This window comes from Kinneretia sp. DJ1R-11, assembly GCF_025717595.1.
In the GTDB taxonomy this organism is placed as follows: Bacteria; Pseudomonadota; Gammaproteobacteria; order Burkholderiales; family Burkholderiaceae_C; genus Paucibacter_A.
In genome coordinates this window covers 371,120-394,020 of sequence record NZ_JAJIRR010000002.1, presented here as the reverse complement: position 1 = coordinate 394,020, position 22,901 = coordinate 371,120, and the positions used below count along the sequence as shown (strand labels likewise).

At 68.4% G+C, this 22,901-nt stretch carries 18 protein-coding genes; 9 read left to right on the top strand and 9 right to left on the bottom strand.

Translation table 11 applies throughout. The features are described 5' to 3' along the window. The first annotated feature begins 4 nt into the window (after positions 1-4). Together LNV23_RS05765 and LNV23_RS05760 are read left to right on the top strand one after the other, a co-directional pair. Positions 5-3,613 carry an L-glutamate gamma-semialdehyde dehydrogenase gene (locus tag LNV23_RS05765; RefSeq protein WP_411910541.1) on the top strand — a complete coding sequence of 1,203 codons (3,609 nt, stop codon included), beginning with the start codon at positions 5-7 and terminating at the stop codon, positions 3,611-3,613. Next, the gene (locus LNV23_RS05760) at positions 3,613-6,105 is read left to right on the top strand and encodes a tetratricopeptide repeat protein (protein ID WP_263562099.1); all 2,493 of its coding nucleotides are present in this window, start codon (positions 3,613-3,615) and stop codon (positions 6,103-6,105) included. The genes LNV23_RS05765 and LNV23_RS05760 overlap by 1 nt, the downstream gene beginning before the upstream one ends. On the opposite strand, the gene LNV23_RS05755 is transcribed toward LNV23_RS05760, so the two are convergent. Continuing rightward, a complete protein-coding gene (locus tag LNV23_RS05755; RefSeq protein WP_263562098.1) occupies positions 6,106-6,798 on the bottom strand; it encodes a nitroreductase family protein in 693 nt (230 codons plus the stop codon). It lies immediately after the preceding gene. A gap of 158 nt (positions 6,799-6,956) precedes the next feature. On the opposite strand from LNV23_RS05755, the gene proC reads away from it, so the two are divergent. The 4 genes from proC to LNV23_RS05735 all read left to right on the top strand — a co-directional run bounded on the left by proC (position 6,957) and on the right by LNV23_RS05735 (position 10,330). Next, positions 6,957-7,772 (top strand): pyrroline-5-carboxylate reductase, encoded by an 816-nt coding sequence (gene proC / locus LNV23_RS05750; protein ID WP_263562097.1) that lies wholly within the window; start codon positions 6,957-6,959, stop codon positions 7,770-7,772. A 108-nt stretch (positions 7,773-7,880) separates the two neighbouring features. Next, on the top strand, positions 7,881-8,453 hold the full coding sequence (locus tag LNV23_RS05745) for a chorismate--pyruvate lyase family protein (RefSeq protein WP_263515799.1): 573 nt from the start codon (positions 7,881-7,883) through the stop codon (positions 8,451-8,453). 43 nt (positions 8,454-8,496) lie between these two features. Beyond that, positions 8,497-9,285: a hypothetical protein gene (locus tag LNV23_RS05740; RefSeq protein WP_263562096.1), complete on the top strand. Its 789-nt coding sequence runs from the start codon at positions 8,497-8,499 to the stop codon at positions 9,283-9,285. Further along, entirely contained in the window at positions 9,278-10,330 is a 1,053-nt protein-coding gene (locus LNV23_RS05735) for a Gfo/Idh/MocA family protein (RefSeq protein ID WP_263562095.1), read from the top strand. Before LNV23_RS05740 ends, LNV23_RS05735 begins: the two co-directional genes overlap by 8 nt. On the opposite strand, the gene LNV23_RS05730 is transcribed toward LNV23_RS05735, so the two are convergent. Beyond that, the gene (locus LNV23_RS05730) at positions 10,303-13,155 is read right to left on the bottom strand and encodes a serine/threonine-protein kinase (RefSeq protein WP_263562094.1); all 2,853 of its coding nucleotides are present in this window, start codon (positions 13,153-13,155) and stop codon (positions 10,303-10,305) included. The genes LNV23_RS05735 and LNV23_RS05730 overlap by 28 nt on opposite strands. Before the next feature lie 78 nt (positions 13,156-13,233). Continuing rightward, positions 13,234-14,139 carry a 4-hydroxybenzoate octaprenyltransferase gene (gene ubiA / locus LNV23_RS05725; protein ID WP_263562093.1) on the bottom strand — a complete coding sequence of 302 codons (906 nt, stop codon included), beginning with the start codon at positions 14,137-14,139 and terminating at the stop codon, positions 13,234-13,236. Positions 14,140-14,258: 119 nt separating this feature from the next. Here ubiA and LNV23_RS05720 point away from each other — a divergent pair, with 119 nt between their 5' ends. Next, on the top strand, positions 14,259-14,816 hold the full coding sequence (locus LNV23_RS05720) for a sigma-70 family RNA polymerase sigma factor (protein ID WP_263515792.1): 558 nt from the start codon (positions 14,259-14,261) through the stop codon (positions 14,814-14,816). Continuing rightward, entirely contained in the window at positions 14,813-15,028 is a 216-nt protein-coding gene (locus LNV23_RS05715) for a zf-HC2 domain-containing protein (RefSeq protein WP_263562092.1), read from the top strand. Before LNV23_RS05720 ends, LNV23_RS05715 begins: the two co-directional genes overlap by 4 nt. Before the next feature lie 36 nt (positions 15,029-15,064). On the opposite strand, the gene LNV23_RS05710 is transcribed toward LNV23_RS05715, so the two are convergent. The 3 genes from LNV23_RS05710 to LNV23_RS05700 are packed head-to-tail and all read right to left on the bottom strand — an operon-like array spanning position 15,065 to position 18,174. Further along, a complete protein-coding gene (locus LNV23_RS05710) occupies positions 15,065-15,664 on the bottom strand; it encodes a hypothetical protein (protein ID WP_263562091.1) in 600 nt (199 codons plus the stop codon). 44 nt (positions 15,665-15,708) lie between these two features. After that, complete coding sequence (gene mnmH / locus LNV23_RS05705; protein WP_263562090.1) at positions 15,709-16,785, bottom strand: tRNA 2-selenouridine(34) synthase MnmH; 1,077 nt, start codon at positions 16,783-16,785, stop codon at positions 15,709-15,711. A 42-nt stretch (positions 16,786-16,827) separates the two neighbouring features. After that, positions 16,828-18,174: a TAXI family TRAP transporter solute-binding subunit gene (locus LNV23_RS05700; protein ID WP_263562089.1), complete on the bottom strand. Its 1,347-nt coding sequence runs from the start codon at positions 18,172-18,174 to the stop codon at positions 16,828-16,830. 219 nt (positions 18,175-18,393) lie between these two features. Here LNV23_RS05700 and LNV23_RS05695 point away from each other — a divergent pair, with 219 nt between their 5' ends. Next, positions 18,394-19,485 carry a hypothetical protein gene (locus LNV23_RS05695; RefSeq protein ID WP_263562088.1) on the top strand — a complete coding sequence of 364 codons (1,092 nt, stop codon included), beginning with the start codon at positions 18,394-18,396 and terminating at the stop codon, positions 19,483-19,485. A gap of 25 nt (positions 19,486-19,510) precedes the next feature. On the opposite strand, the gene LNV23_RS05690 is transcribed toward LNV23_RS05695, so the two are convergent. From LNV23_RS05690 to LNV23_RS05680, 3 genes are all read right to left on the bottom strand, one after another. Beyond that, positions 19,511-20,512 carry a branched-chain amino acid ABC transporter permease gene (locus LNV23_RS05690; protein ID WP_263562087.1) on the bottom strand — a complete coding sequence of 334 codons (1,002 nt, stop codon included), beginning with the start codon at positions 20,510-20,512 and terminating at the stop codon, positions 19,511-19,513. Then, positions 20,509-21,396: a branched-chain amino acid ABC transporter permease gene (locus LNV23_RS05685; RefSeq protein ID WP_263515785.1), complete on the bottom strand. Its 888-nt coding sequence runs from the start codon at positions 21,394-21,396 to the stop codon at positions 20,509-20,511. Before LNV23_RS05685 ends, LNV23_RS05690 begins: the two co-directional genes overlap by 4 nt. A 267-nt stretch (positions 21,397-21,663) precedes the next feature. Further along, entirely contained in the window at positions 21,664-22,881 is a 1,218-nt protein-coding gene (locus LNV23_RS05680; RefSeq protein ID WP_263562086.1) for an ABC transporter substrate-binding protein, read from the bottom strand. Between the last annotated feature and the right edge of the window lie 20 nt (positions 22,882-22,901).

The following is a 22,901-nucleotide window of genomic DNA, read 5'->3' as shown; positions in this document are numbered from 1 at the left end:
TTCCATGACCGCTTTCGCCCTGCTGCCCGAAGCCGCCCGCCTGCCCAACCCTTACCGCGACGAGATCGGCGTGGTCAACACGCTGGCCCAGAGCCTGGGCGCCGGCCTGAACTGGCCCGCCGTCATCGAACAAGCCGCCCCCTGGGTGGAGCAGGTGCGCGCCAACCCCGCACCCTTCTGGGCCATGGAATCGCTGCTGCGCGAGTACCCCATCACCAGCTCCGAAGGCCTGGCCCTGATGCGCCTGGCCGAGGCCCTGCTGCGCGTGCCCGACGCCCCCACCGCCATCGCCCTGACGGCCGACCAGCTGGGCCGAGGCCAGTTTGACGGCGGCTCTGACGGCCCGCACAAGCTCTGGTCCAGCCTCTCGGCCTCGGCCATCTCCCTGTCCAAGAAATTCCTGCCCGATGCCGAAGGCCAGGGCGGCTTGCTGACCCGTCTGGGCGCGCAGACCGTGGTGGGCGCCACGGTGCGCGCCATCCAGCTCTTGGGCCGCCAGTTCGTGCTGGGCCGCAATATCGGGGAGGCCATGGACGAGGCCAGCTCGGCACGCAAGGCCCAGCCCATGCTGCGCTTCAGCTACGACATGCTGGGTGAGGGCGCCCGCACCGAGGCCGACGCGCGCCGCTACCAGGCCGCCTACGTTGGCGCCATCAAGGCCATCGCCGCCGGCGCCAAGGCCGATTCGCCGGAAGCGGCGGATGGCATCTCGATCAAGCTCAGCGCCCTGTTCTCGCGCTACGAAGTGCTGCAACGCGAGCGTGTGTTCGCCGAGTTGCTGCCGCGCGTCTGGGAGCTGATCACCCTGGCCGCGCAGGCCAACATCAACCTGACCATCGACGCCGAAGAAGTCGACCGCCTTGAGCTCTCGCTCGATGTGCTGGACGCCCTGGCTGCCCGCATCGCCAGCCATTACCCGCAGTGGCGCGGCTTCGGCCTGGCCGTACAGGCCTACCAGACCCGCGCTCTGGCCGTCATCCACGAGGTGGCCGCCATCGCCAAGAAGCACCATCTGCGCTTCATGGTGCGCCTGGTCAAGGGCGCGTACTGGGACGGTGAAATCAAGCGCGCCCAGGAGCTGGGCCTGGCCGCCTACCCCGTGTTCACCCACAAGCAGCACACCGATGTGTCCTATCTGGCCTGTGCCCAGGCCTTGATCGAACACGCCGATGTGATTTACCCGCAGTTCGCCAGCCACAACGCCGGCACCATCGCCGCCATCGTGCAGATGGCCAAGGCGGCCAATGCCAAGTTCGAAATGCAGCGACTGCACGGCATGGGCGAGGGCGTGTACCGCGAGGTGCTCAAGGCCGGCACGATTCCCTGCCGCGTCTACGCCCCGGTCGGCGAACACCGCGACCTGCTCGCCTATCTGGTTCGCCGCCTGCTGGAGAACGGCGCCAACTCGTCCTTTGTCCACCAACTGGCCGATGTCAACGTCCAGGTGCCCGAGCTGCTCGGCTCTCCGGTCGAGCAAATCCAGCCCTACAGCGCCCTGCCGCTGCCGCGCTCGCTCTATCAAGACCCCAAGGGCGAAGGCCGTGCCAACTCCACCGGCGCCGACCTGACCGATCTGGCCCAGCGTCAGGCCTATCTGGACGCCTTGGCCCGCAGCGAGATCAAGCCCGTGCCCGAAGCCACGGCCGAGCAGGTCAGCGAGGCCATGGTCCGCCTGCAAGCCGGCTTCACGCCCTGGAACACCACGCCCGCCCATGAGCGTGCCGACATCCTGCGCCGCGCCGCCGATGCGCTCGATGGCCGCATCCACGAGTTCTGCGCCTTGCTGGTCAAGGAAGCCTACAAGACCCAAGGCGACTGCGTGGCCGAAGTCCGCGAAGCCGTCGACTTTCTGCGCTACTACGCCGACCAGGCCGAACTCGACGGCCCGCGCATGCAAGGCCGTGGCGTCTTCGTCTGCATCAGCCCCTGGAACTTCCCCCTGGCCATCTTTGCCGGCCAGGTCGTTGCCGCCCTGGTGACGGGCAACACCGTGGCCGCCAAGCCCGCTGAACAAACGCCTTATGTGGCTCAGCAGTTCGTCGAGCTGCTCTACGCCGCCGGCCTGCCGCAGACGGCGCTGCAGCTGCTGCACGGCCCGGGCGAAACCGTCGGCGCCGGCCTGGTGGCGGCGCCGCAGACCGCCGGTGTCTGCTTCACCGGCTCCACGCAAGTGGCGCAGATCATCAACCGCAGCTTGGCCGCCAAGGACGGCGCGGTCGTGCCTCTGATCGCCGAGACCGGCGGCTTGAATGCCATGGTGGTGGACTCGACTGCCCTGCCCGAGCAGGTGGTCGATGCCGTCGTGCAATCGGCTTTCCGCTCGGCCGGCCAGCGTTGCTCGGCCCTGCGCCTGCTGTGCGTGCACGAAAGCATTGCCGACGGCGTGATCGAGATGCTCAAGGGCGCGCTGCAAGAGCTGTGGGTCGGCCGCCCGACCGAGCTGGCCACCGACGTCGGCCCGGTCATTGACGACGAGGCTTTCGACAACATCGCCAAGAACGTCGCCCGCCTCAAGCGCGAGGCGAAACTGATCGCCGAAGCGCCGGTGCACGACGCCCTGCCGCGACTGATCCAGCCGGTGGCTTTCGAGATTGCGTCGATTGGCAGTCTGCGCCAGGAAATCTTCGGCCCGGTGCTGCATGTGGTGCGCTGGGGCGGCGATGTCGACGCGGTGGTCGAGCAGATCAACGCGCTCGGCTACGGCTTGACCCTGGGCATCCAGACCCGCATCGACAGCCGCGCCCTGCGCCTGGCCGAGCTGGCCCGCATCGGTAACGTCTACGTCAACCGCAATGTCATCGGCGCCGTGGTCGGCGTCCAGCCCTTTGGCGGCGAAGGCATGTCCGGCACCGGCCCCAAGGCCGGTGGCCCGAACTACCTCTACCGCTTCTGCGCTCTGCCGCATGTGGTGGCGCCTGCCGCAGGTGCCGGTCTGAAGCCGGAGGCCGCCGCTACGGCCGGCTTGGCCGCCACCGTGGCCGCCCTGGCTGCGGGCCACGAGGCCTGGGCCTCACGCCCGCTGACCGAGCGTGCGACCGTGCTGCGCCGTGCCTTCGAAGGCCAGGCCGGTGGCCTGTCTGTCAATGCTCGCTTGAGCCTGGCCGAGCGCGTGCTGGCCGACCTGCGCCTGCCTGGCCCCACTGGCGAGAGCAATGAGCTGCGTCTGCATGCCCGCGGCGTGCTGCTGCTGCTGGCCCAGTCGGCGCCCCTGCCCGAGCTGGCCCTGAGCCTGGCCGCGGCCTTGGTGGCCGGCAACAGTGTGGCCCTGCTCTGCGATGCGCCGGGCGAGGCGGAGCTGGTGCAAGCCCGTCTGCGTGCCGCCGGTCTGCCGGCCGAGGCCTTGCTGATCCTGCCTCAGGCGGGCAGCGCTACGGTGGCGGCTTTGCTCGACGATGAGCGCGTCGCCGGCGTGGTTCTGGCCGCACCTGACCGCCCGGCCGAGCGCGCCTTGCTGCGTCAGCTGGCCGCCGGTGACGCTGCCATCCGCCCCCTGATCACTGCGCAGGAGGTGCATGACCCGCTGCAGCAGTACCGCTTCAGCGCCGAGCAGACCTTGACCATCAACACCGCAGCCGCTGGCGGCAACGCGGCACTGCTGGCCGGTCTGCACTGATGCGCGGCCGCGCCCGGCTGCTGCGGCTCGGCGGCGCTGGCCTGCTGGGTTGGACCCTGGCGAGCGCAGGCCAGCCCGTGGCTGCGGCGCCGGCCGAAGCGCTGTCGCTGTCAGCCGCAGCGAGCGCAGCGCCGGCCTGGCAGCCCCTGGGCCAGCAACTGCAAGAGCAGGACTACCGCGCCGCTCGGCCCGCCTTGCAGCTGCTGCTGCGCCGCCACGCTGCCGGCCAGACGCTGGACAGCGAGGCCGGCGAGCTGCTCTACCGCTGGCTGTTCGCCAGCGAGAACCTGGCCGAGGTCGGCCGCCGCACGGCCGCGGTGCTGGAGGATGGCGCTGCGGCTACGGCCGCCGACCTGCTGGCCGCCGCCCGCCTGGCCCTGGAGCTGCGCGATTTCGAACGGGCCGAGGCCTGCCTGCAGCGGGCGCAGCACAGCGCGCGCAGCCCGGCCGAACGCGCCAGCGTCTTGCGCGGCCAGGGCCAGCTGGCTTACCAGCGGCGTGGCTACGACGCGGCCCTGGCCTTGCACCAGCAGGCCCTGGCCTTGCAGCCCAGCGCCGATGGTGAGCAAGCCCAGGCCGAGACCCTGATCCGCCTGGGCCGCACGGCCGAGGCGGTGGCCGCCGCCGAGCGCGCCGTGGCCCTGGATCCCTTCCACGAGCAAGCGCATTACCACCTGGGCAATGGCTATGCCCGCAAGAACTACAGCGAGCTGTCGGCCGAGGCGCCGGCCGCTTTTGCTGCCGCCAACACCTTGATCCGCCGCGCCGCACGTGCCTTTGACCGCGGCGATCTGCTGGCCGCGCGCCGCCTGGCCGCCAGCGCCCTGGCGCGCTGCCCCGGCCATGGCCGCGCCCATGCGGTGCTGGCCAAGGCCATCGAAGGCCTGCGCCTGCGCCAGGACCCGCACCGCGCGACCGACGAAGCCCGCTTCGCCGCCACGCCCATGCCGCAGGTGCCCGCCATCGAGCGCTATGTGCTGAACTGGGCACAGCTCTCGCCGCGCCACCAGAAGCGCGTGGCCCTGTCGCTGGCGCCTTGGAAGGCTTTCATTCCGGTGCTGGTCGAGGGCGGCGCCACGCATTTCATCAAGCCCCTGGACATGCGCCTGTCCGAAACCCCCGGCGCGCTGGCGCTCAAGGACCAGCGCATCGGCTACGACTCGCGCCTCTGGGACGATGTGCGCGGCATGGGCGGCTTCAACACCGTGACCGGCATCGAGGACGTCGAGCGCTCCATCTTCGGCCGCTACAACACCGTGCTGCATGAGCTGAGCCACCAGGTCCACGGCGTGCTGACCGCCGACGCTGCGCGCGAGATCCAGGAGCTGTACCGCCGGGCCAAGCTGCGCGACGAGCGCAGCAAGAACGGCTTCCTGTCGCGCTATGCCGGCGGCTCGGTCTGGGAGTATTTCGCCGAGGGCGCCAACGCGCTCGACTCGCCGCGCCGCGATGCCTTCGACACGCGCGAGATCGTGCGCGAGCGCCTGCAGGCCCAGGACCCGGAGCTGCTGGGCTTGGTGCAGCGCCTCTTCCATCAGACCGACACCCGCGCCAGCCTGCCCATCGCCCTGGTCAATGCCGGCCACCATCGCTTGGGGTCTGGCGAGCTGGTCGCGGCCCGCGGCTTTTTCGAGCGCGCCCGCAGCGTCGCGCCGCAGGACGAGCTGGTGCTGACGGCCGCGCTCTACGGCGCGTCCTTGGCCGCGGATGCGGACGCCGTGCGCCGCCTGGCTGCCGAGGTGCAAACGCGTTATCCGCGCAGCGGCGCGGTGCTGAGCTCAGCGCTGGAGGCCTTGTGGCACAGCGGCCAGCCCCTGGCCGAGCTGACGGCTCAGCTGAGCGCACAGGCGCAAGGTCTGGAGGGCGAAGACCGGCAGCGCGTTGACCTGGCCCTGGGTGGGCATCAGCTGCGCCTGGGTGCGGCCACGCCGGCCCTGGCCGCGTTTGAGTCGGCCCTGGCCTACCAGAGCGACAGCCCCGAAGCCCTCTGGGGCAAGGCCGCCGCCCTGGCCCAGGCCGAGCGCTGGGACGAGGCCTTTGCCGTCTACGAGCAGGCGCTGCGCCTGCGCACCGGCCTGGTCGAGCTGCGCCGCGATCTGGCCCGCGACTTGCTGAGTGCCGGCCGTCTGGAGCCCGCCCGCACCCAGCTCAAGGAAGCGGCGCTGCTGGACCCCAAGGACGCCGGCGTGCTGGCGCTGCAGGCCTGGGCGTCGCTGTTGAGCGGCGACGCCGCTTCGGCTCTGCGCCAGGCCGAGGCCGCCCTGGCCCTGAACCCCTGGACCGACTTGGCCCTCATCATCCAGGGCGCCGCCCAGACCCGCCTGGGCCGCCCCGAGCAGGCCCAGGCCAGCTGGGCACCGCTGCGCCAGCGCTATGCCGATGCCGCCAGTGCGCCGCGTTACGTCTACCGCAGCGAAGCCTCGGGCTGGATCTCGGTCAACGAGCAGCCGGCCTGGGAACGGCGGCTGCTGGAGAAGCTGGCGGGCGAGTGATCAGAACCAGCTGCTGATCGCCGCCAGCGGCTTCTTGATGCCACCATGCACCGGCACCAGGCAGCCCGGCTTGGGGTAGCCCACCACCAGCAGGATGACCGGCTTTTCTGATTCCGGCCGGCCGCAGATCTTGCTCAGAAAGCCCATGGGGCTGGGCGTGTGGGTCAGGGTGGCCAGGCCGGCGTCATGCAGGGCGCTGATGAGGAAGCCGGTGGCAATGCCCACCGACTCGGGCACGTAGTAGTGGCTGTAGCGCTCGCCCTGGGCGTCGATGCCGTACTTCTGCGCAAAGATGGCGATCAGCAGCGGCGCCTCTTCCAGAAAGGGCTTGTTGGCGTCGGTGCCCAGGGGCGCCAGCGCGCGCAGCCACTCTTCGGGCGCGCGGCCGTTGTAGAAAGTGCGCTCCTCTTCCTCTGCTTCGACGCGGATCTGGTGCTTGATCGCCGGGTCGCTGATGACGGCGAAATGCCAGGGCTGCTGGTTGGCGCCCGAAGGCGCGGTGCCGGCGGCCAGCAGGCATTGCTCGATCACCTCGCGCGGCACGGGCCGGCTGTCGTAATCGCGCACGGTGCGGCGGCGCAGCTGCTGCTGGTAGTGGGCGCGTGCCTGGGCCAGCATCTGCTCGGGCGCCAGTTCGCGGTAGTCGCGCAGGGGCTCCATGGCGGGAGCGGGCAGTTCATGGGTCTCGGTCATGGGGGTTTCTCCTCCGTCGCGTCTTGTGGTTTGGGAACTTTCGCGACGCGGGCAGCGTAGCCGCTGTCGGCCGGCTTGACCATCGGTGCCGGGCCCGAGGCCTGCGCGGCGCGCCTACACTTCGACCTCCATCCCATGAGCAGGAAGCGGCGTCAGCCATGAGTTCACCCATAGCTTTCATTGGCGGCGGCAATATGGCCAGCGCCATCATCGGCGGCTTGCTGCGCGCCGGCCTGAACCCGGCGCGGGTCTGGGTGGTCGAGCCCTACGAGCCGCAGCGCGCCCGCCTGCAGGCCGATTTCCCGGGCCTCCATGTGCTCGCCGCCGCCGAGGCCAGCCTGGCCGAGGCCGGCTTGGTGGTCTGGGCGGTCAAACCCCAGCTCTTTGGCGAAGCGGCCGCGCCTCTGGCCGGATTGCTGCAGGGCGCCTTGCACCTGTCGGTGATGGCGGGCATCCGCAGCGACACCCTGGTGGCCAAGACCGGCAGCGAGCGCATCGTGCGCGCCATGCCCAACACGCCGGCCCTGATCGGCAAAGGCATCGCCGGCCTGTTTGCCCGTGCTGCGGTGTCCGCCGGCGACCGGGCCCGGGTAGAGCAGGTGCTGGCGCCGACCGGACGCTGCATCTGGGTCGATGCAGAGGCCGATCTGGATGCGGTCACTGCCTTGTCGGGCTCGGGGCCGGCCTATTTCTTCTACGTCGTCGAGGCCATGACGGCTGCGGCGGTGGACATGGGGCTCAGCGAAGCCCAGGGCCGCGAGCTGGCATTGGCCACCTGCCGCGGCGCGGCCGCCCTGGGCCTGGCTTCCAGCGAGTCGCCGACCGTGCTGCGCGAGCGCGTCACGTCCAAGGGCGGCACCACCCATGCTGCCATCAGCAGCTTGCAGGCGGACCAGGTCGGCGCAGCCGTGCAGCGCGCCGTGCTGGCCGCGCAAGCGCGCGCCCGCGAGCTCGGTGATGAGTTTGCGTCCTGAGCCGACCCACCAAGCCCGTCCGACGCGAGCATGACCTGACCCCAAGCTGACAGCGATGTCCCACGGAACCTTGAACTCGACCTTGCCGCTGACCCTGAGGGTGCTGCCTTGGGCATAGCCAGCCGCGACAGTTTGCGCAAATGGCTGCACGCCCCCGGCTCGCTGAGCCGGCGCCTGGCCTGCCTGGGCGAACGCTTTGAAGTGACGGTGCTCAGCCAGCGCACCGCGCCCCTGCGCACGGCCGAACTCAAGGCCTTGGGCCTGCCGCGGCACGGCTGCACCGTGGTGCGCGAGGTCATCCTCAGCGTCGACGGCCGTCCCCTGGTCTGGGCGCGCTCCAGTCTGCACCAAAGCGCCCTGGCCGGCCCCTGGCGCGCTCTCAAGGGCCTGGGCCCCCGGCCGCTGGCCAATCTGCTCTATGCCGACCCGCGCGTGCGGCGCAGCGAACTGCGGCCGCGCCGCCTGTCCCGCTTCGGCCACACCCGCCGGCAGATGGAAAAGCAGTGGTTGGCCGCCACCGGCAGCCCCGCATCGGCCCAAATGTTGTGGTCACGCAACTCTGTTTTCAGCCGCTGCGGGGCTCAGTTACGGGTGATGGAGCTATTTGTGCCGGAACTGGCAGGAAATATGCCGACAGTTGGTCGCGTTAGGTGTGTAAAGAGGCGTAACAATAGGGCCTAGAACAATAAGGTAGGGAGGTTCATCAGCTGTTTTGAGGAATCTCATGAAAACTCGTGACGTCGTTATTTTCAGTGGCCAGCAATTCGCTGTGCCGCAATGCATTCAGCGTATCGACCATCAGTCGACGCACGGTTGGCAGCTGCGTTATGGCGGCACCAAGCTTTTCTCCGATCACTCGCAGGACGGCAGCGGTGCTGCGGCGGCCTTGGCCGAAGCCACCAAGGCCTTGCTGAGTCGCATCGCCACCTTGCCCGCGCCTTCGCGCTTGCAACGCCGCCCCAGCGGCAACAAGGGCAGTGGTCTGCCGGTTGGTATCTCTGGCCCCATCGTGCGCCAGCGCGCCAGCAGCCGCGTGCGCGACTGCAGCTTTGCCGTGTCCCTGCCGCGCTTCGGCGGTTCGCCGCGTGGCCGCAGCGTCTACATCGGCACCGAGAACACCTACACGGTGGAGAAGTACCAAGCCGCCCTGGCCAAGGCCGTGGCCCTGCGTGAGTCGGCCGAAGAAGCCTACCAACGCGCCGCCACCCGCGCCAAGCGCGCCGAGGGCAAGGCCTTGAAGGAGCAGCTGAAGTCCATCATCGCCGCAGCGCCGGCAGCGAAGGCGCCCAAGGCCGCCAAGGCTGCTCCGAAAGCCGCCGCCAAAGCTGCACCCAAGGCCGCTGCGGCCAAGCCGGCCAGCAAGGCGGCGCCCAAAGTTGCCGTGAAAGCTGCCGCGAAAGCAGCAGTGAAGCCGGCCGCGAAGACTGCTGTGAAGGCGGCTGTGAAAGCCGCCGCCAAGCCCGCTGTTCGCAAGGCAGCCGGCAAGGCTGCCGCTAAGAGCGCGCGTGCCTGAAGCGCGGGCCTTGCGCTGGGCCCTGGTCGGCCCCGGCAATATCGCCGGGCGCTTTGTCCAGGCCTTGCAAGGCCTGCCCGGTCATGAACTGAGCCTGGTGCTGGGCCGCGACCTGGCTCGCTCGCAGGCCTTTGTGGCCGAGCATTGCGCGAGCGACCGGCCGACACCGCACTTGGCTGTAGCAGCCGATGCGGCCGAGCTGCAGGCCGCCCTGGCCAGCAGCGAGGTCGATGCGGTTTACATCGCCACACCCCATGCCCAACACGGCCTGGCCGTGGCCGCCGCCCTTGAGGCCGGCAAGTCTGTGCTGTGCGAGAAGCCCTTGGTGCCAGGTCTTGCCCAGGCGCTGCCCCTGGTGGCCTTGGCGCAGCGGCGCCAGCTGTTCTTGATGGAAGCGCTGTGGACGCGCTTTCTGCCGGTCTACGCGCAAGTGCGAGCCTGGCTGCAAGCCGACGCGATCGGCCCGCTGCGGGCGATCCAGTCGAGCTTTTGTTTCTCCATCCCTTTTGACGCCCGCAGCCGCTGCTTTGACCCTGCCCTGGCCGGTGGCGCCTTGCTGGACATCGGCATCTACAACCTCAGCATGACGCGCTGGGTGCTGCAACAGGCGCTCGGTGCATGCCCAGAGCCGCTGCAGATCCAGGCCCAAGGCGTGCTGGCGCCCACCGGGGTCGACCAGCGCTTGGCCGCCAGCCTGCACTTTCCCGGCGGCATCAGCTCGCAATTCGTCTGCGCCTTCGACGGCATGGCCGACAACGGCCTGCGCATCTTCGGCGAGCGTGGCGTGATCGAGCTGCCGCGCAACTTCTGGGAGGCCACCGAAGCACGCCTGACCCTGGCTGGGCAGGCACCGCAGACCGTGCAGGTGCCGTTCCAGATCAATGGCTTCGAGGGCGAGATCCTCGAGGCGGCAGCCTGCATTCGCGCCGGCCGCAGCGAGAGCGCGCACATGCCGCTCAGCGAGACCCTGGCCACCCTGGCCTGGATGGACCAGATCCGTGCCCAGCTGGGCGTGCGCTACCCCTTCGAATCCGCCTTGCACTGAGCCAGGCTTTGGGCCTGGCTGTCCAAGGCCTGCAGATTGGCCGGCAGGCGCTGCTCTGTGCGCAGCCGCGCCAGGCCGGCCGCGGCCGACTTGAGCAGGGCGCAGGCGGCAGCCGGGTCATGAGCGGCTGGGCCTTGCAGGGCGCGGCCCAGCCAGAACTCGGCCAGATGAGCCTCGCGGGCGAACAAGGCGTTGAAGGGCTCGCGTTGGGCTGAGGCGCGCAAGGTCTTCAGCGCCGCTTCGCCGGCTTGGCGCGCCGCGGCGCGCGCGGCCGGGCTGAGCATGGCGGCCGGGGCCGCCAGCAGGATGCGGGCCTCGACCAGGCCGTACTTGGCTTCGCCCTCGGGATCGTCATTGGCGCCGCCAGCCGCGCGCCGCTCGGTCAGGGCGCGCCAGCGCTGGACCGCCTCGCCATGCCGGCCGGCCAGGGACAGCTGCAGGGTCAGGTCGCGCTCCGATTCGTCCAGGCGCGGCGCCAAGGCCTTCACTTGCGGAAACTTCTGCCGCAACTCGCTCAGCAGCTTGAACTCGCGCTGGTACCAGACCAAAGCGCGGGCCGGGCGGCCCAGGCTGTCCAGGGCCTCGGCCAGGGGGCCATAGCCATTGGCCAGGTTGCGCTGTGCCCGCTCATTGCCCGGGTCCGCGCGGGCGCCGCGTTCGCGCCGCTCGATCGAGCTGATCCACATGGCCAGGCCGCGCTCGGTGTCCCCCGTCTCCAGCAAGGCATCAGCCAGGCGCCCTTCGGCCAGATAGAGCCAGCGCTGCCAGCGCGGGTTGTCTTGCGCGCTGGCGAGCAGGCGGGTCGCCAGCTGGTGGCTCTTGAGTTGAGTCTGCAGGCTGGCCGGGAACTCTCCCGCCACGCGCTGGAAGTCGGAGAGCTGGTTGAGCAGGCCGCCGTAAGCCTCCAGCACTTCGCTGCGCTCGGGGTGGCGCTGCAGCAAGCCGTCCATTTCGCGGTCCAGCGCTTCGATGCGCTGGCGTGCCGGCTGGTACAGGCCCAGGCTTTCTTTGAAGGGCCAGTAGTCGACCGAAGCGAGGTAACGGTCGGCCTCGATGCGCTTGAGTTGCACCGCCAGGTCTTGCGGCTGGGCCTGCGCAAGCTTGGCCGCATGGGCGGCTGCCGTGCGGTAGAAGCCCTTGGCTTCGGGCAGCTTGCCGGCGGCGCGGGCGCTGTCGCCAAAGCGCTCGTTGATGGACTTCAGCCCCTGCACATTCTTCAGGTCCAGCGGGTCCAGCGCCGCCAGGGCCTCGCGCATGCGCAAGGCCTTCTCGTAGGCGGCGCGGGCCTCCTGGGGCCGGCCGAGGTTGGCCTGCATGCTGTTGCCGAAGATGTCGCCGATGCGCTCATAGCCCTCGGCCACATCGCGCAGCAGCTCGCGGTCCTCGAGGCGCTCGCTGGCCAGGCGGTCGAGATAGCTGAGCGCGCCGGCGACCAGCTTTTCGCGGCCGGCGGTCGGGCCGTCGCGCAAGGCGGTGTCCACCTCGAACAGCATCAGGCGCGCGAACTGGCGCACGTCGTTGAAGCGCCGCTCGGCCAGCTGGCTCTGTGCCTGCGCCACGCGCGCCTGCCAGAGCGCCAGGCCGGCACCGCCGACCACGGCCGCCAGGGCCAGGCTGCCGGCCGCCACCGGCCATTTGTTGCGGCTGACAAAGCGGCCCAGCAGATAGCCCAGGCGCGGCTTGCGCGCGCTGACCGGGTAGCCCTGCAAGTGGGCGCGGAGGTCGGCGGCCAGGGCGTCAACGCTTGCATAGCGCGCACTGCTCTGCTTCTCCAAGGTCTTGAGCAGGATGTTGTCGAGATCGCCGCGCAGGCGTTTGCGCCGGTTCAGCCACTGCGGGTCCTTGATCAGCTCGGGCGACAGGCTGCTGGGCCGGGTCGGCAGCTCTTCCAGCACGCAATGCGCGGCCTGCAGCGGCGTGCTGGCCTGGCGGCCATAGGGGCGCACGCCGGTCAACATCACATAGAGCAGAACGCCCAGAGAATAGAGATCGGTGGCGGTGCTGACCGGGTCGCCGCGCACCTGCTCGGGGCTGGCGTAGTTGGGTGTGAAGGGGCGCTGGCCGGCCTGCGTCTGGTCGGTCGGGCTTTGCTGGCCCGGCAAGGCCTCTTGGGGGTCCAGGGCCTTGGCGATACCAAAGTCCAGCAGCTTGACCTGGCCCTCGCCGTTGACCAGGACATTGCCGGGCTTGAGGTCGCGGTGCACCAGCAGATGGCGGTGCGCATAGGACACGGCGTCGGCCAACTGCAGGAACAGCGCCAGCCGCGCCTCCAGGCTCAGGCCTTCGCAGGCCTGGTCGATGGCCCGGCCCTGCACCAGCTCCATGACGAAATAGGGCAGGCCGCTGGGGCTGAGCCCGGCATCAAAAAGGCGCGCGATATGCGGGTGGTCGAGCCGGGCCAGAGCCTGGCGCTCCTGCGCAAAGCGCTGCAGCACGGCACTGGAATCCATGCCGCGCTTGAGCAGCTTGACCGCCGCCTCGCCCTGGTAGGCGCCGTCGGCCCGGCGCGCCCGCCAGACCTCGCCCATGCCGCCGCAGCCCAGGACGTCGATCAGCTCCCAGGCCCCCAAGCGCAGACCCGGCCAGGCCACGGCATCCGCTTCTTCCTTCGTGTGTGCGCCAAACTCGGCGAGCGCCGCCTGGGCCAGAAAGCCCGGGTCTTCGGCGCCGCCGCCGGTGCTGTGTGCGAGCAGAGACAGGACCTCGGCTTGCAAGTCGGCGCTGGCCGCGCTGGCGCGCACAAAGGCTTCGCGCTCGGCCGCCGGCAGGCCCGCGGCGGCGTCAAACAGCTGCCGGACGTCCGGCCAGGCGGGTGGAATGCTCATGGCTGCCCAGTGTGCGCAAGTTCGGCGCCGCCGTCATGCTGACAAGCCCGAGGGTCAGGGCTTGCCTGCTGAGGCCCTTCAGCGCAGCGCCAGATCCGCCACCGTGCCCGCGAACACTGCCAGGCCAACCCAGTGGTTTTCGCGGAAGGCTTTGAAGCAGCCCTCGCGGCTGCGGTCCTTGATCAGGCTGTAGTGCCAGACCACTTGCGCCGCCGCCACGGCCATGCCGAGCAGAAAAACGCGGCCGAGGCCCAGGCGCAGGCCCAGCGCTGTCCAGGCGGACAGATAGATGGCGTAAAAGGCCATCACGCCGGCCACATCGAAGCGGCCCAGAGTCAGGGCCGAGGTCTTGATGCCGATGCGGATGTCGTCATCGCGGTCGACCATGGCGTATTCGGTGTCGTAGGCCAGCACCCAGAACAGATTGGCCACCAGCAGGGCCCAGGCCGAGAGCGGCACGGCGGCATTGATGGCGGCCAGGCTCCATTCGGTGCCACCCAGGGCGGCCGAGAAGGCCATGGGGATGCCGAAGCTGAAGGCCACGCCCAGCACCGCCTGCGGCATGTTCAGCACCCGCTTGGCATAGGGGTAGAGCAGGGTCACGGCCAGGGCGGCGAAGGACAGCAGGATGGTCGGCGCATTGGTGGTCAGCACCAGGCCGAAAGCCAGCAAGGCAAGACCTGCCCCCAAGGCCAGGGCTTCTTTCACCGACACGGCGCCGCTGGTGACGGGGCGCTGGGCCGTGCGTTTGACGTGTTTGTCGAAATCGCGGTCGGCGACGTCGTTGACGCAGCAGCCGGCCGAGCGCATCAGCACGGTGCCGCCGATGAAGACCGCCAGCAGGTGCCAACCCGGCCAGCCGTCGGCCGCGATCCAGAGGCTGCTGAGCGTCGGCCAGAGCAGCAGCAGCCAACCGGCGGGCCGGTCCCAGCGGATCAGGTTCAGGTAGAGCTGCAGTCGGGTGGGCGAGGCGTGGGAACTCATGGGGCGGATTGTCGCCGCGGCAGAGAACTGCGCTGTAATGTCAGCCAGTCCAGGGCCGACCAATCGGTGCCTCCGACCCTTCTCTGCCCTTTCGTCACCATTTCGCCACCGGCCTGCCCATGACCCTTGAATCCCAACTTGCGGCCCTGCATCAGCCCTTGCTGCGCTTTGCGCAGCTGCAGCTGCGCCATGACAGCCTGGCTGAGGACGCGGTGTCCGAGACTTTTCTGGCCATCCTGGAGAAGCCCGAGGCCTTCGAGGGGCGCAGCTCGCTGCGCACTTACGCCACCGGCATCCTCAAGTTCAAGATCATTGACCTGCTGCGCAAGCGCGGGCGCGAGGTCCATATCGAGCCGCTCGATGAGCAGAGCATGGACGACGCGCTCGACGCGCTGTTCGCCAGCAACGGCCATTGGCAGGAGCCGCAGGCGGCCTGGCGCGAGCCCGAGCGGGCGCTGGAGCAGCAGCAGTTTTTCGCCACCTTGCAGGACTGCATCGACCGCCTGCCGGCCAAGGTGGCCCGGGTCTTCATGATGCGGGAAAGCCTGGACCAGGAGGTCGAGGACATCTGCGGTGAGTTGGGCATCACCAGCAACAACTGCGGTGTGATGCTGTACCGGGCGCGCATGTCCTTGCGCGAATGCCTGGACAAGAACTGGTTCCAGGTGCAGGCATGAAGCTGATGTTCGATTGCCGCGAGATGGCGCGCTTGATTAGCGATCGCCACGAGCAAGCGCTGGAACCGGGCGAACGCGCCCGCTTCCGCCTTCATCTGGTGATGTGCCGCAACTGCCGCACGGTGGAGGAGCAGATGGCGTTTCTGCACCAGGCCATGCGGCGCCTGGGCCAGGCACACGACAGCGCAGGCGACCCGGCCGCGCGCGGCTGAAGACTGCGGTTCAGGCGCTGCGCTGGCTTTGCCTGCTCAGCGCTTGCTGTTCATGCGTTCCACTTGCGCCTTGGCCGCCGCCAACGGCCGCACGCCCAAGGCGGCGCGGTCTGCGTCGGTGACGGCGCTTTCGTCCACCTTGTAGAGCTCCCAGAGCTCAGAGCCTTCCGGCTTGGTGTACTGGGTGCCGTACCACTGCGGCTTGTTCAGGCGCATCAGGAGGCGGTCCCAAGACGCGGCCCGCAGCCAGAGGGCTGATTTGTTGTCGGGCTGCAGCAGGGTGGCGATGGTGGCCAGAGCGTGGGCCTGGCGGATGTCTTCGACGCCGTCGCCATGCTGGTAGACCATGGCGGCGTTGTCGAAATCGGCGCTGGTGCGCGCCTTGCCGGCCTTGAGCAGGGCGAGCACTTCGACGCGACGCTCCTGGTCTTGTTTGGCGACGATGCTCCAGTCGATGTTGTCACGGCCCGGCGAACGTGCCGCCTGATCCGCGTCCCGGAGGCGCTGCAGATCGGCGTTGTTTTCGAGCGTGGCCTGGCCAGCACTGCTGCTCAAGGGCGCAGCTTGCGCTTGCGCGGGCAGGCTGACGGTGGACAGGGCCGCGCTCAGCACAGCCGCCAGCAGGGGGGCCGTCATCGGGCTTCGAGAGTTTTTATTCATGGGGTCCGGTTCTCGGGGAATCATGCGGTGCCTGGGGCCTGTGATGTGCTGCGCAGCTGGTGGGCCAAGGCCTCGATGTCTTGCGGCAGCAAGGCCTGTGCCTCCAGCACCTGGCGCTGTGGCCATTGCTGAAAGTTGGCGGCCTGGGAGCGGGCGTAGTGCGGGTCGTAGTGGCTGCGCATCAGCTCGGCGAACAGCGGTGCCAGGGTGGCGCTGCGCGCCCAGTCCTGCCAGCGGTTGACGGTTTCATGGCCGTGGCTGGGGCGCAGCCGGTCGAGGATGTGGGCCAAGCCGGCACCGTCTGCGCCCAGATAGGCGTAGTCGCGCAGCAGGAATTCCAGGCGCGCCGCTTCGCTGGCGCGCAGCTCGATGCAAGGGCTGGCGCGCATGCGCTCCAGCAGCGCTGACGGCAGCGTGATGCGGCCGATCTTGCGGCTCTCGGCTTCGATGTAGACGGGCTGGCTCAGGTTCAGGCCGGCCAGGGCTTCATACAGCGCCGTGTCGAAGGCTTTTTGCGAGGGCTGGGCCTGATCGGGCAGATCGCCCAGCATGGACCCCTTGTGGCAGGCCAGGCCTTCCAGGTCCAGCACCTGGGCACCTTGCCGGGCCAGGGCCTGCAGCAGCTGGGTTTTGGCACTGCCGGTGGCGCCGCAGACCACGCGCAGCGGCAGCGCCGGGCAGCGCTGGTCCAATGTTTCCATCACATGCTGGCGGAAGCGTTTGTAGCCGCCGGCCAGCTGCTGCGCGTCCCAGCCGACCAGGCGCAGCCACTGCACCATGGAGCCGCTGCGCAAGCCGCCGCGCCAGCAGTAGACCAGGGGCTTCCAGCCGATCGGCTGGTCCTTGAACTGTTCGGACTGCAGATGCCGCGCCAGATTGGCCGCCACCATGGCGCCGCCGACACGGCGCGCTTCGAAGGCGCCTTGCTGCTTGTAGAGCGTGCCGACGATGCGGCGCTCTTCGTCGTCGAGCACCGGGCAGTTGATGGCGCCGGGGATGTGGTCGAGTGCGAATTCGGCCGGTGAGCGGGCGTCGATCAGGCAGTCGAAGCGAGGCAGGTCCTCGATGCCGACCGGGCCACGGTGGCTGCTGCTCATGGCATCAACGGAGGCAGAAATTTCATGCGCAGGCTCTCAAGATCAGGCGGAACGCAGTGTCGCATGGGCGGTGTTCACCGGCGTGGTCAGCAGTTCGCGCAAGCGCATGCGGACCAGCTGGATGTCGCTTTGCAGCTCGAAGAACAGGTCTGAATGGCGCGAAGGCACGCCGAGCTGCCGGACCTTGTCGCTCAGTGCATCAAGCTCGCGCAGCAGACGGGCGGCGTCCAGCTCGCTGATCGGCTCTTGCAGCCGCGCCTCCACCGTGCGCAGCTGGCGGTAGGGCAGGTGCAGGCGTTCGCGTATCCACCAACGGTAGATGCGTGGGGCGTAGTTGAAGAGCGGAAAGAACAGGGCCGCCGCTGACAGCAGCAGGGCGGCCATGCGCTCCACCTGCACCGCCATGCTCAAGGGCAAGAGGCGTTGCAGGAAGCTGGGCCCCTGCTTGTAGTAACGCAATGCCGCAGCGGCCATCGGGTACTCGGGGTCGCTGTTCAAAGGGAATTCCCCGGCGCGCTGGAACAAGCCGGCCTGGCCATGCTCGGCCACCAGGAAGCGGGTCAGCAGCTGGACCAGGTCGGGGTGCAGGTCCTCACGCACCAGCACAGCATTGGTGGTGGCCAGCAGTTCGACATCGAGCATGGGCTGGTTGCGTTCCAGGTCGATGGCGCCTTGCGGCAGCACCAGGCGCACCAGAAAACTCAGGTGCCGCGTGATGGCCTCGGCCTGGCGCAGGCTCAGCAGCTGCACGCGATCGTCGTGCAGCAGCCGCTGCACCAGCGGTGAGTCGGCCGCGAAGGCCATGAAGATCACATCGGCCTGACCCGTCAACAAGGCCTCGGCCGCGGCTTCGCCGGCCAGGGGCAAGAGCTGGGCATTTGCCGCGCCGATGCCGTGCAGCTTCAAGACCTGATCGGCCAGAACCCGCGTACCGCTGTCCTGTGGGCCGACCGCGATGCGCTTGTTCTTCAGCTGGGTCAGGTTGCTGAAGGGGTACTCGGCGCGATGAAAGATCCAGAGGATCTGATGGTTGATGCGGCCCAGCGAGACCAGGCCGGGGCTGCGCTCTGCGTTCGAGACACCGCCTTGCACAAAGGCCAGATGCACGCCGGAAGCTGGGTCCTTCAGCAGGCGCAGGTTTTCCAGCGAACCCTGGCTGGGAACCAGGGTGGAGCGGATGTGCTCGGCCTGCAAGGCCTGCTGGTAGCGCTGACCGAAATGCTCATACGCCCCGCCCTTGAAGGCTGTGGCAATGCCCACCTGCTTGGGCGGGGCCGGCATGGCATGGGCCAGCAGCAGCCAGAGCGCGGCCAACAGCACCAGGAACAGGGCGAGGGCTTGGTGGGAGTAGCGCAGGCGGCGGGACAGCGGGACGGAGAGGCGAGGCATGGTCGGGAAGGGCTGTTGCAACAGGGCGAGTCGTTCAAACAGAGCGCGAAGTATCTGGCCCGACGTGGTGGCGCGCTGCAAGTCACACCGCATCCGTGCGCAGTGCGCGCAATTGGCGGTTGAGGCCTGGCTATGCTTCGCCGCGCCGGCTTTGATTGCCGTCCAAGCCTTCATTCAAGACACAAGCGCCGCGGCAGCGTGGCGCCAGGAGACATGCGCGTGCCCCAGATCAATGTGGATTCCCGGCTGGCGACCCCCGTGGCCTCAGGCCCTTGTTTGCGCCAGGTTTGCGGCATTGCTCTGAGCGTGCTGGCCTTGCTGGCCTCCTTGCCGGCGGCTGCGGCCGAGGCCACGCAAGCCACAGGCTTGGCATCGGCAGAAGGGCCTGTGCAGCGCCTGCGCTTCGATTACCACAGCAGTTTCCTGATGAACCTGCACCACTTCTTGCTTGACGCCTCGCGCCGCAAGCCGGAGCTGGCGGCCGAACAAGCCGCCTGCCGGCTTGAACCCACCGAGCTGGCGCCGCTGAATGAGGCGCGGGCCTTCTATGCCGAGCAATTTGAGCAGCGCCACCCCTTGTTCGATGCGGGCCTTGCCGCCATCAAGCAGGCCCTGCGTCAAGCTGAGGACGGCCGCCGTGATGCGCAGGGGCTGCGCGGCCTGCCGGAGCATCTGGCGCTGCAGCTGAGCGCGGCCGCGCCCGCCTATGGGCGTTGCGTCTGGCCGGCCCACGAGGCCAGCAACCGGCGCTGGATCGAGCAAGCCCAGGCTCTGGACACACGATTTGGCGCTGCCGTGCAGGCGCGGCTCGAACGCCAGTTCACCCAGCCCTTCACTCGCCTGCCCCTGCGCACCGATCTGGTCCACATGACCGGAACCTACGAGGGCGCCTACAGCAGCGACGAGCCCGAGCATGTGCTCATGCCCAGCGGCCGCCCCGATTACCAGGGCGATGCGGCGCTGGAGATGCTGTACCACGAGGCCAGCCATGTGGGTGTGATGCGCCCCTTGTTCCGCAGCACGGCTGCCGCTCTGAAGGCCACGCCGCGCCCGAATGCCCAGCTGCTCTGGCATGCGATGCAGTTCTATACCGTCGGCCTGGCTGTGCAGGAGGTGCTGCGTCAGGACGGCGAGCGGGAGTACACGCCCTATGCGGTGCAGGGCGGGCTTTACCGACGCACTCGTTGGCAGCATGCGCTGCCCGCCATCGAGGCACACTGGCTGCCGTGGTTGCGCCAAGGGCGCCCCGGTTTCAGCGAGGCCGTGGAGGCCGTGGTGCAAGCCCTGCCCATGCAGCCGGTCTCGGACTGAAACGCGCCGCCGGGCGCGGCCTGCCTCAGCCTCGTGCAGGCGCCTGGCGCCGCCGCTCCCACCAGGCCAGCGCCTCGCCGACCAGGCCGCGGCGGAAAGCCAGCACGCAGACGATGAAGATCAGGCCGGTCACCAGGCTGACCGATTCGCCCAGGCCGTTGAACCAGGCGATGCCCGAGACATCGGCCAGGGCCTTGCCCAGATCGCCGATCTTGTTCTCCAGCGCGATGATGATGAGCGCGCCCAGCATGGGCCCGACCAGGGTGCCCATGCCGCCGACGAGGGTCATCAGGATGACCAGGCCCGAGGTGGTCCAGACCGCGTCGGTGAGCGTCGCAAAGCCAAGCACCAGGGTCTTGGTGGCGCCCGCCAGGCCGGCCAGCATGGCCGAGAGCACAAAGGCCAGCAGCTTGAAACGGTCGACGTCGTAGCCCAGCGAAATCGCGCGCGGTTCGTTCTCGCGGATCGAGGTCAGCACCTGGCCGAAGGGCGAGTGCACGGTGCGGTAGATCAGCCAGAAGCCGGCGATGAAGAGACCCAGCACCACGTAGTAGAGGCTCAGGTCATTCGCCAGATCGAGGCCGAGGAAATGGCCGCGCGGCACCGACTGCAGGCCGTCCTCGCCGCCGGTGAAGGGCGCTTGCAGGAAGACGAAGAACAGCATCTGGCTCAGGGCCAGGGTGATCATCGAAAAGTAGATGCCGGTGCGGCGGATCGCCAGCAGGCCGAAGACCAGGCCGACACCCCCGGCCGCCAGCATGCCGAAGAGCAAGCCCAGCGGCGTGGGCAGGCCCCAGACCTTGAGTGCATGGCCGGCGCCGTAGGCGGCCGTGCCGAGAAACGCCGCATGGCCAAAGCTCAGCAGGCCGGTGAAGCCCACCAGCAGATTGAAAGCACAGGCGAACAGGGCGAAGCACAGCACCTTCATCACGAAGATGGGGTAGACGCCCAGGGCCGGCAGCAGGGCGATGGCGCCGAACAGCAGGCCGTAGCCGAGCAGGGGGTTGCGGTTCTGGGTGGCGCTCATTTTTCTTTACCAAAGAGACCGGCGGGGCGGACCAGCAGGACCAGGGCCATGACGACGAACACCACGGTGCTGGACGCCTCGGGGTAGAAGACCTTGGTCAGGCCCTCGACCAGGCCCAGGCCCAGACCGGTCAATATGGAGCCGAGGATGGAGCCCATGCCGCCGATCACGACCACCGCGAAGACCACGATGATGAGGTTGCTGCCCATCAGCGCTGTCACCTGCAGGATGGGCGCGGCCAGCACGCCGGCAAAGGCGGCCAGGGCCACGCCACCGGCGTAGGTCAGGGTGATCATGCGCGGCACATTGATGCCAAAGGCCTGCACCAGCTTGGGGTTCTCGGTGCCGGCGCGCAGGGTGGCGCCCAGGCTGGTTTTCTCGATCAGGGCCCAGACCGCCAAGCAGACGGTGATGGAGGCCACCACCACCCAGGCACGGTAATTGGGCAGCACCATGAAGCCTAAGTTGGTGGCGCCCTGCAAGGCCTCGGGCACCGCGTACTGCTGGCCCGAGACGCCGTAGAAGCTGCGGAAGATGCCTTCCATCACCAGGGTGATGCCGAAGGTCAGCAGCAGGCCGTAGATGTGGTCGAGCTTGTACAGCCATTGCAGCAGCAGGCGCTCGATCAAGATGCCCAGCACGCCGACCAGCAGCGGTGCCAGCAGCAGCATCACCCAGTAATTGAGGCCCAGGTACTCCAGCCCCATCCAGGCCAGGAAGGCGCCCATCATGTAGAGCGCGCCATGGGCGAAGTTGATGATGTTGAGCATGCCGAAGATCACGGCCAGGCCCAGGGACAGCATCGCGTAGAACGAGCCGTTCACCAGGCCCAGCAGCAGCTGGCCCAAGAGTGCAGGCAGGGGAATGCCGAGTAGGTCAGTCATGGTCGGTCAGGCCGAGGTGAAGGGGGAGCAGGAATGCCGAATGCTGAATGCAACCACAGAGGCACAGAGGCACAGAGAGAAAGCAAAACCAACTTGTGACCTCGTGGCTCTATTGCGCCTGAGAACTCTGATGCTTCAAATCCGAACACGGCAGGGAAAGTGGCTGGCCATGCAAATTTGCTGACCTGTGCTTCCTCAGTGCCTCTGTGGTTGCATTCAAAGACCCGCCTTGAGACCCGAAAGCCTCTCAGGCGGAATGCCTGTACCTTACTTCTTCACAGTCGGGCATTTGGAATCGGCCAGCTTGGTGAAGGCTTCTTCACCGGGGATGCGGGTCACGACCTTGAAGTAATCCCAGGGCTCCACGGAGTCCTTCTGCGCCTTGACCTGCAGCAGGAACATATCGTGGACGAAGCGGCCGTCTTCTTTGCGGATCTGGCCCTTGGAGAAGAAGTCGTTGATGGGCGTGGCCTTCATCTGCGCGATCACTTTGTCGGCGTCGTCGGTCTTGGTGGCTTCCACGGCCTTGAGGTAGTTCCAGGCGGCGGAGTAGTCGGCCGCTTGCAGCGAGGAGGGCATGCGCTTCATCTTCTCGAAGAAGCGGCGGCTCCAGGCGCGTGCCTCGGGCGTCTGGTTCCAGTACCAGCTGTCGGTCAGGTACATGCCTTCGGTGGTCTTCAGGCCCAGGGAGTGGATGTCGTTGATGAACATCAGCAGACCGGCCAGCTTCATGGTCTTGGTGACGCCGAACTCGTTGGCGGCCTTGACGGCATTGATGGTGTCGCCGCCGGCATTGGCCAGGCCCAGGATCTGTGCGCCCGAGCCCTGGGCTTGCAGCAGGAAGGAGGAGAAATCGCTGGCATTGAGCGGGTGTTTGACGCTGCCCACCACCTTGCCGCCGCTCTTGGCCACCACGGCGGCCGTGTCGGCCTGCAGCGAGGCGCCGAAGGCATAGTCGGCGGTCAGGAAATACCAGCTTTTGCCGCCGCCCTTGGTCACGGCCGCGCCGGTGCCGTTGGCCAGGGCCACGGTGTCGTAGGCGTAGTGGATGGTGTAGGGCGAGCAGTCCTCATTGGTCAGGCGGGCGGACCCGGCGCCGATGACGATGAAGGGCTTTTTCTTCTCGGCCGCGATCTTGGCCATGGCCAGGCTGGCGCCCGAGTTGGTGCCGCCGATCAAGAGGTCCAGGCCTTGGGTGTCGATCCACTCGCGGGCCTTGCTGGCGGCCACGTCGGCCTTGTTCTGGTGGTCGGCGAAGATCAGCTCGATCTTCTTGCCGGCGACCATGCCCCTCATATCGGCGATGGCCATCTTGATCGCTTCGACGCCGCCGGCGCCGTCGATGTCCGCATACACGCTGGACATGTCGGTGATGATGCCGATCTTGACCACATCACCGGAAATTTGCGCCTGGGCGGCACTGGCGCCGAGAAGCAGGCCGCAGGCGGCGAGGGCGGTGCGCTTCATTGAGGTCTGTTGCTTCATAGGTGTCTCCTGGTGGTTAG

What these genes read in the sequence shown, in the direction of transcription:
- LNV23_RS05765 (WP_411910541.1), top strand. Translation starts at nt 5, where the DNA reads ATGACCGCTTTCGCCCTGCTGCCCGAAGCCGCCCGCCTGCCCAACCCT.
- LNV23_RS05760 (WP_263562099.1), top strand. Translation starts at nt 3,613, where the DNA reads ATGCGCGGCCGCGCCCGGCTGCTGCGGCTCGGCGGCGCTGGCCTGCTG.
- LNV23_RS05755 (WP_263562098.1), bottom strand. Translation starts at nt 6,798, where the DNA reads ATGACCGAGACCCATGAACTGCCCGCTCCCGCCATGGAGCCCCTGCGC.
- proC (WP_263562097.1), top strand. Translation starts at nt 6,957, where the DNA reads ATGAGTTCACCCATAGCTTTCATTGGCGGCGGCAATATGGCCAGCGCC.
- LNV23_RS05740 (WP_263562096.1), top strand. Translation starts at nt 8,497, where the DNA reads ATGAAAACTCGTGACGTCGTTATTTTCAGTGGCCAGCAATTCGCTGTG.
- LNV23_RS05730 (WP_263562094.1), bottom strand. Translation starts at nt 13,155, where the DNA reads ATGAGCATTCCACCCGCCTGGCCGGACGTCCGGCAGCTGTTTGACGCC.
- ubiA (WP_263562093.1), bottom strand. Translation starts at nt 14,139, where the DNA reads ATGAGTTCCCACGCCTCGCCCACCCGACTGCAGCTCTACCTGAACCTG.
- LNV23_RS05720 (WP_263515792.1), top strand. Translation starts at nt 14,259, where the DNA reads ATGACCCTTGAATCCCAACTTGCGGCCCTGCATCAGCCCTTGCTGCGC.
- LNV23_RS05715 (WP_263562092.1), top strand. Translation starts at nt 14,813, where the DNA reads ATGAAGCTGATGTTCGATTGCCGCGAGATGGCGCGCTTGATTAGCGAT.
- LNV23_RS05710 (WP_263562091.1), bottom strand. Translation starts at nt 15,664, where the DNA reads ATGACGGCCCCCCTGCTGGCGGCTGTGCTGAGCGCGGCCCTGTCCACC.
- mnmH (WP_263562090.1), bottom strand. Translation starts at nt 16,785, where the DNA reads ATGAGCAGCAGCCACCGTGGCCCGGTCGGCATCGAGGACCTGCCTCGC.
- LNV23_RS05700 (WP_263562089.1), bottom strand. Translation starts at nt 18,174, where the DNA reads ATGCCTCGCCTCTCCGTCCCGCTGTCCCGCCGCCTGCGCTACTCCCAC.
- LNV23_RS05690 (WP_263562087.1), bottom strand. Translation starts at nt 20,512, where the DNA reads ATGAGCGCCACCCAGAACCGCAACCCCCTGCTCGGCTACGGCCTGCTG.
- LNV23_RS05685 (WP_263515785.1), bottom strand. Translation starts at nt 21,396, where the DNA reads ATGACTGACCTACTCGGCATTCCCCTGCCTGCACTCTTGGGCCAGCTG.
- LNV23_RS05680 (WP_263562086.1), bottom strand. Translation starts at nt 22,881, where the DNA reads ATGAAGCAACAGACCTCAATGAAGCGCACCGCCCTCGCCGCCTGCGGC.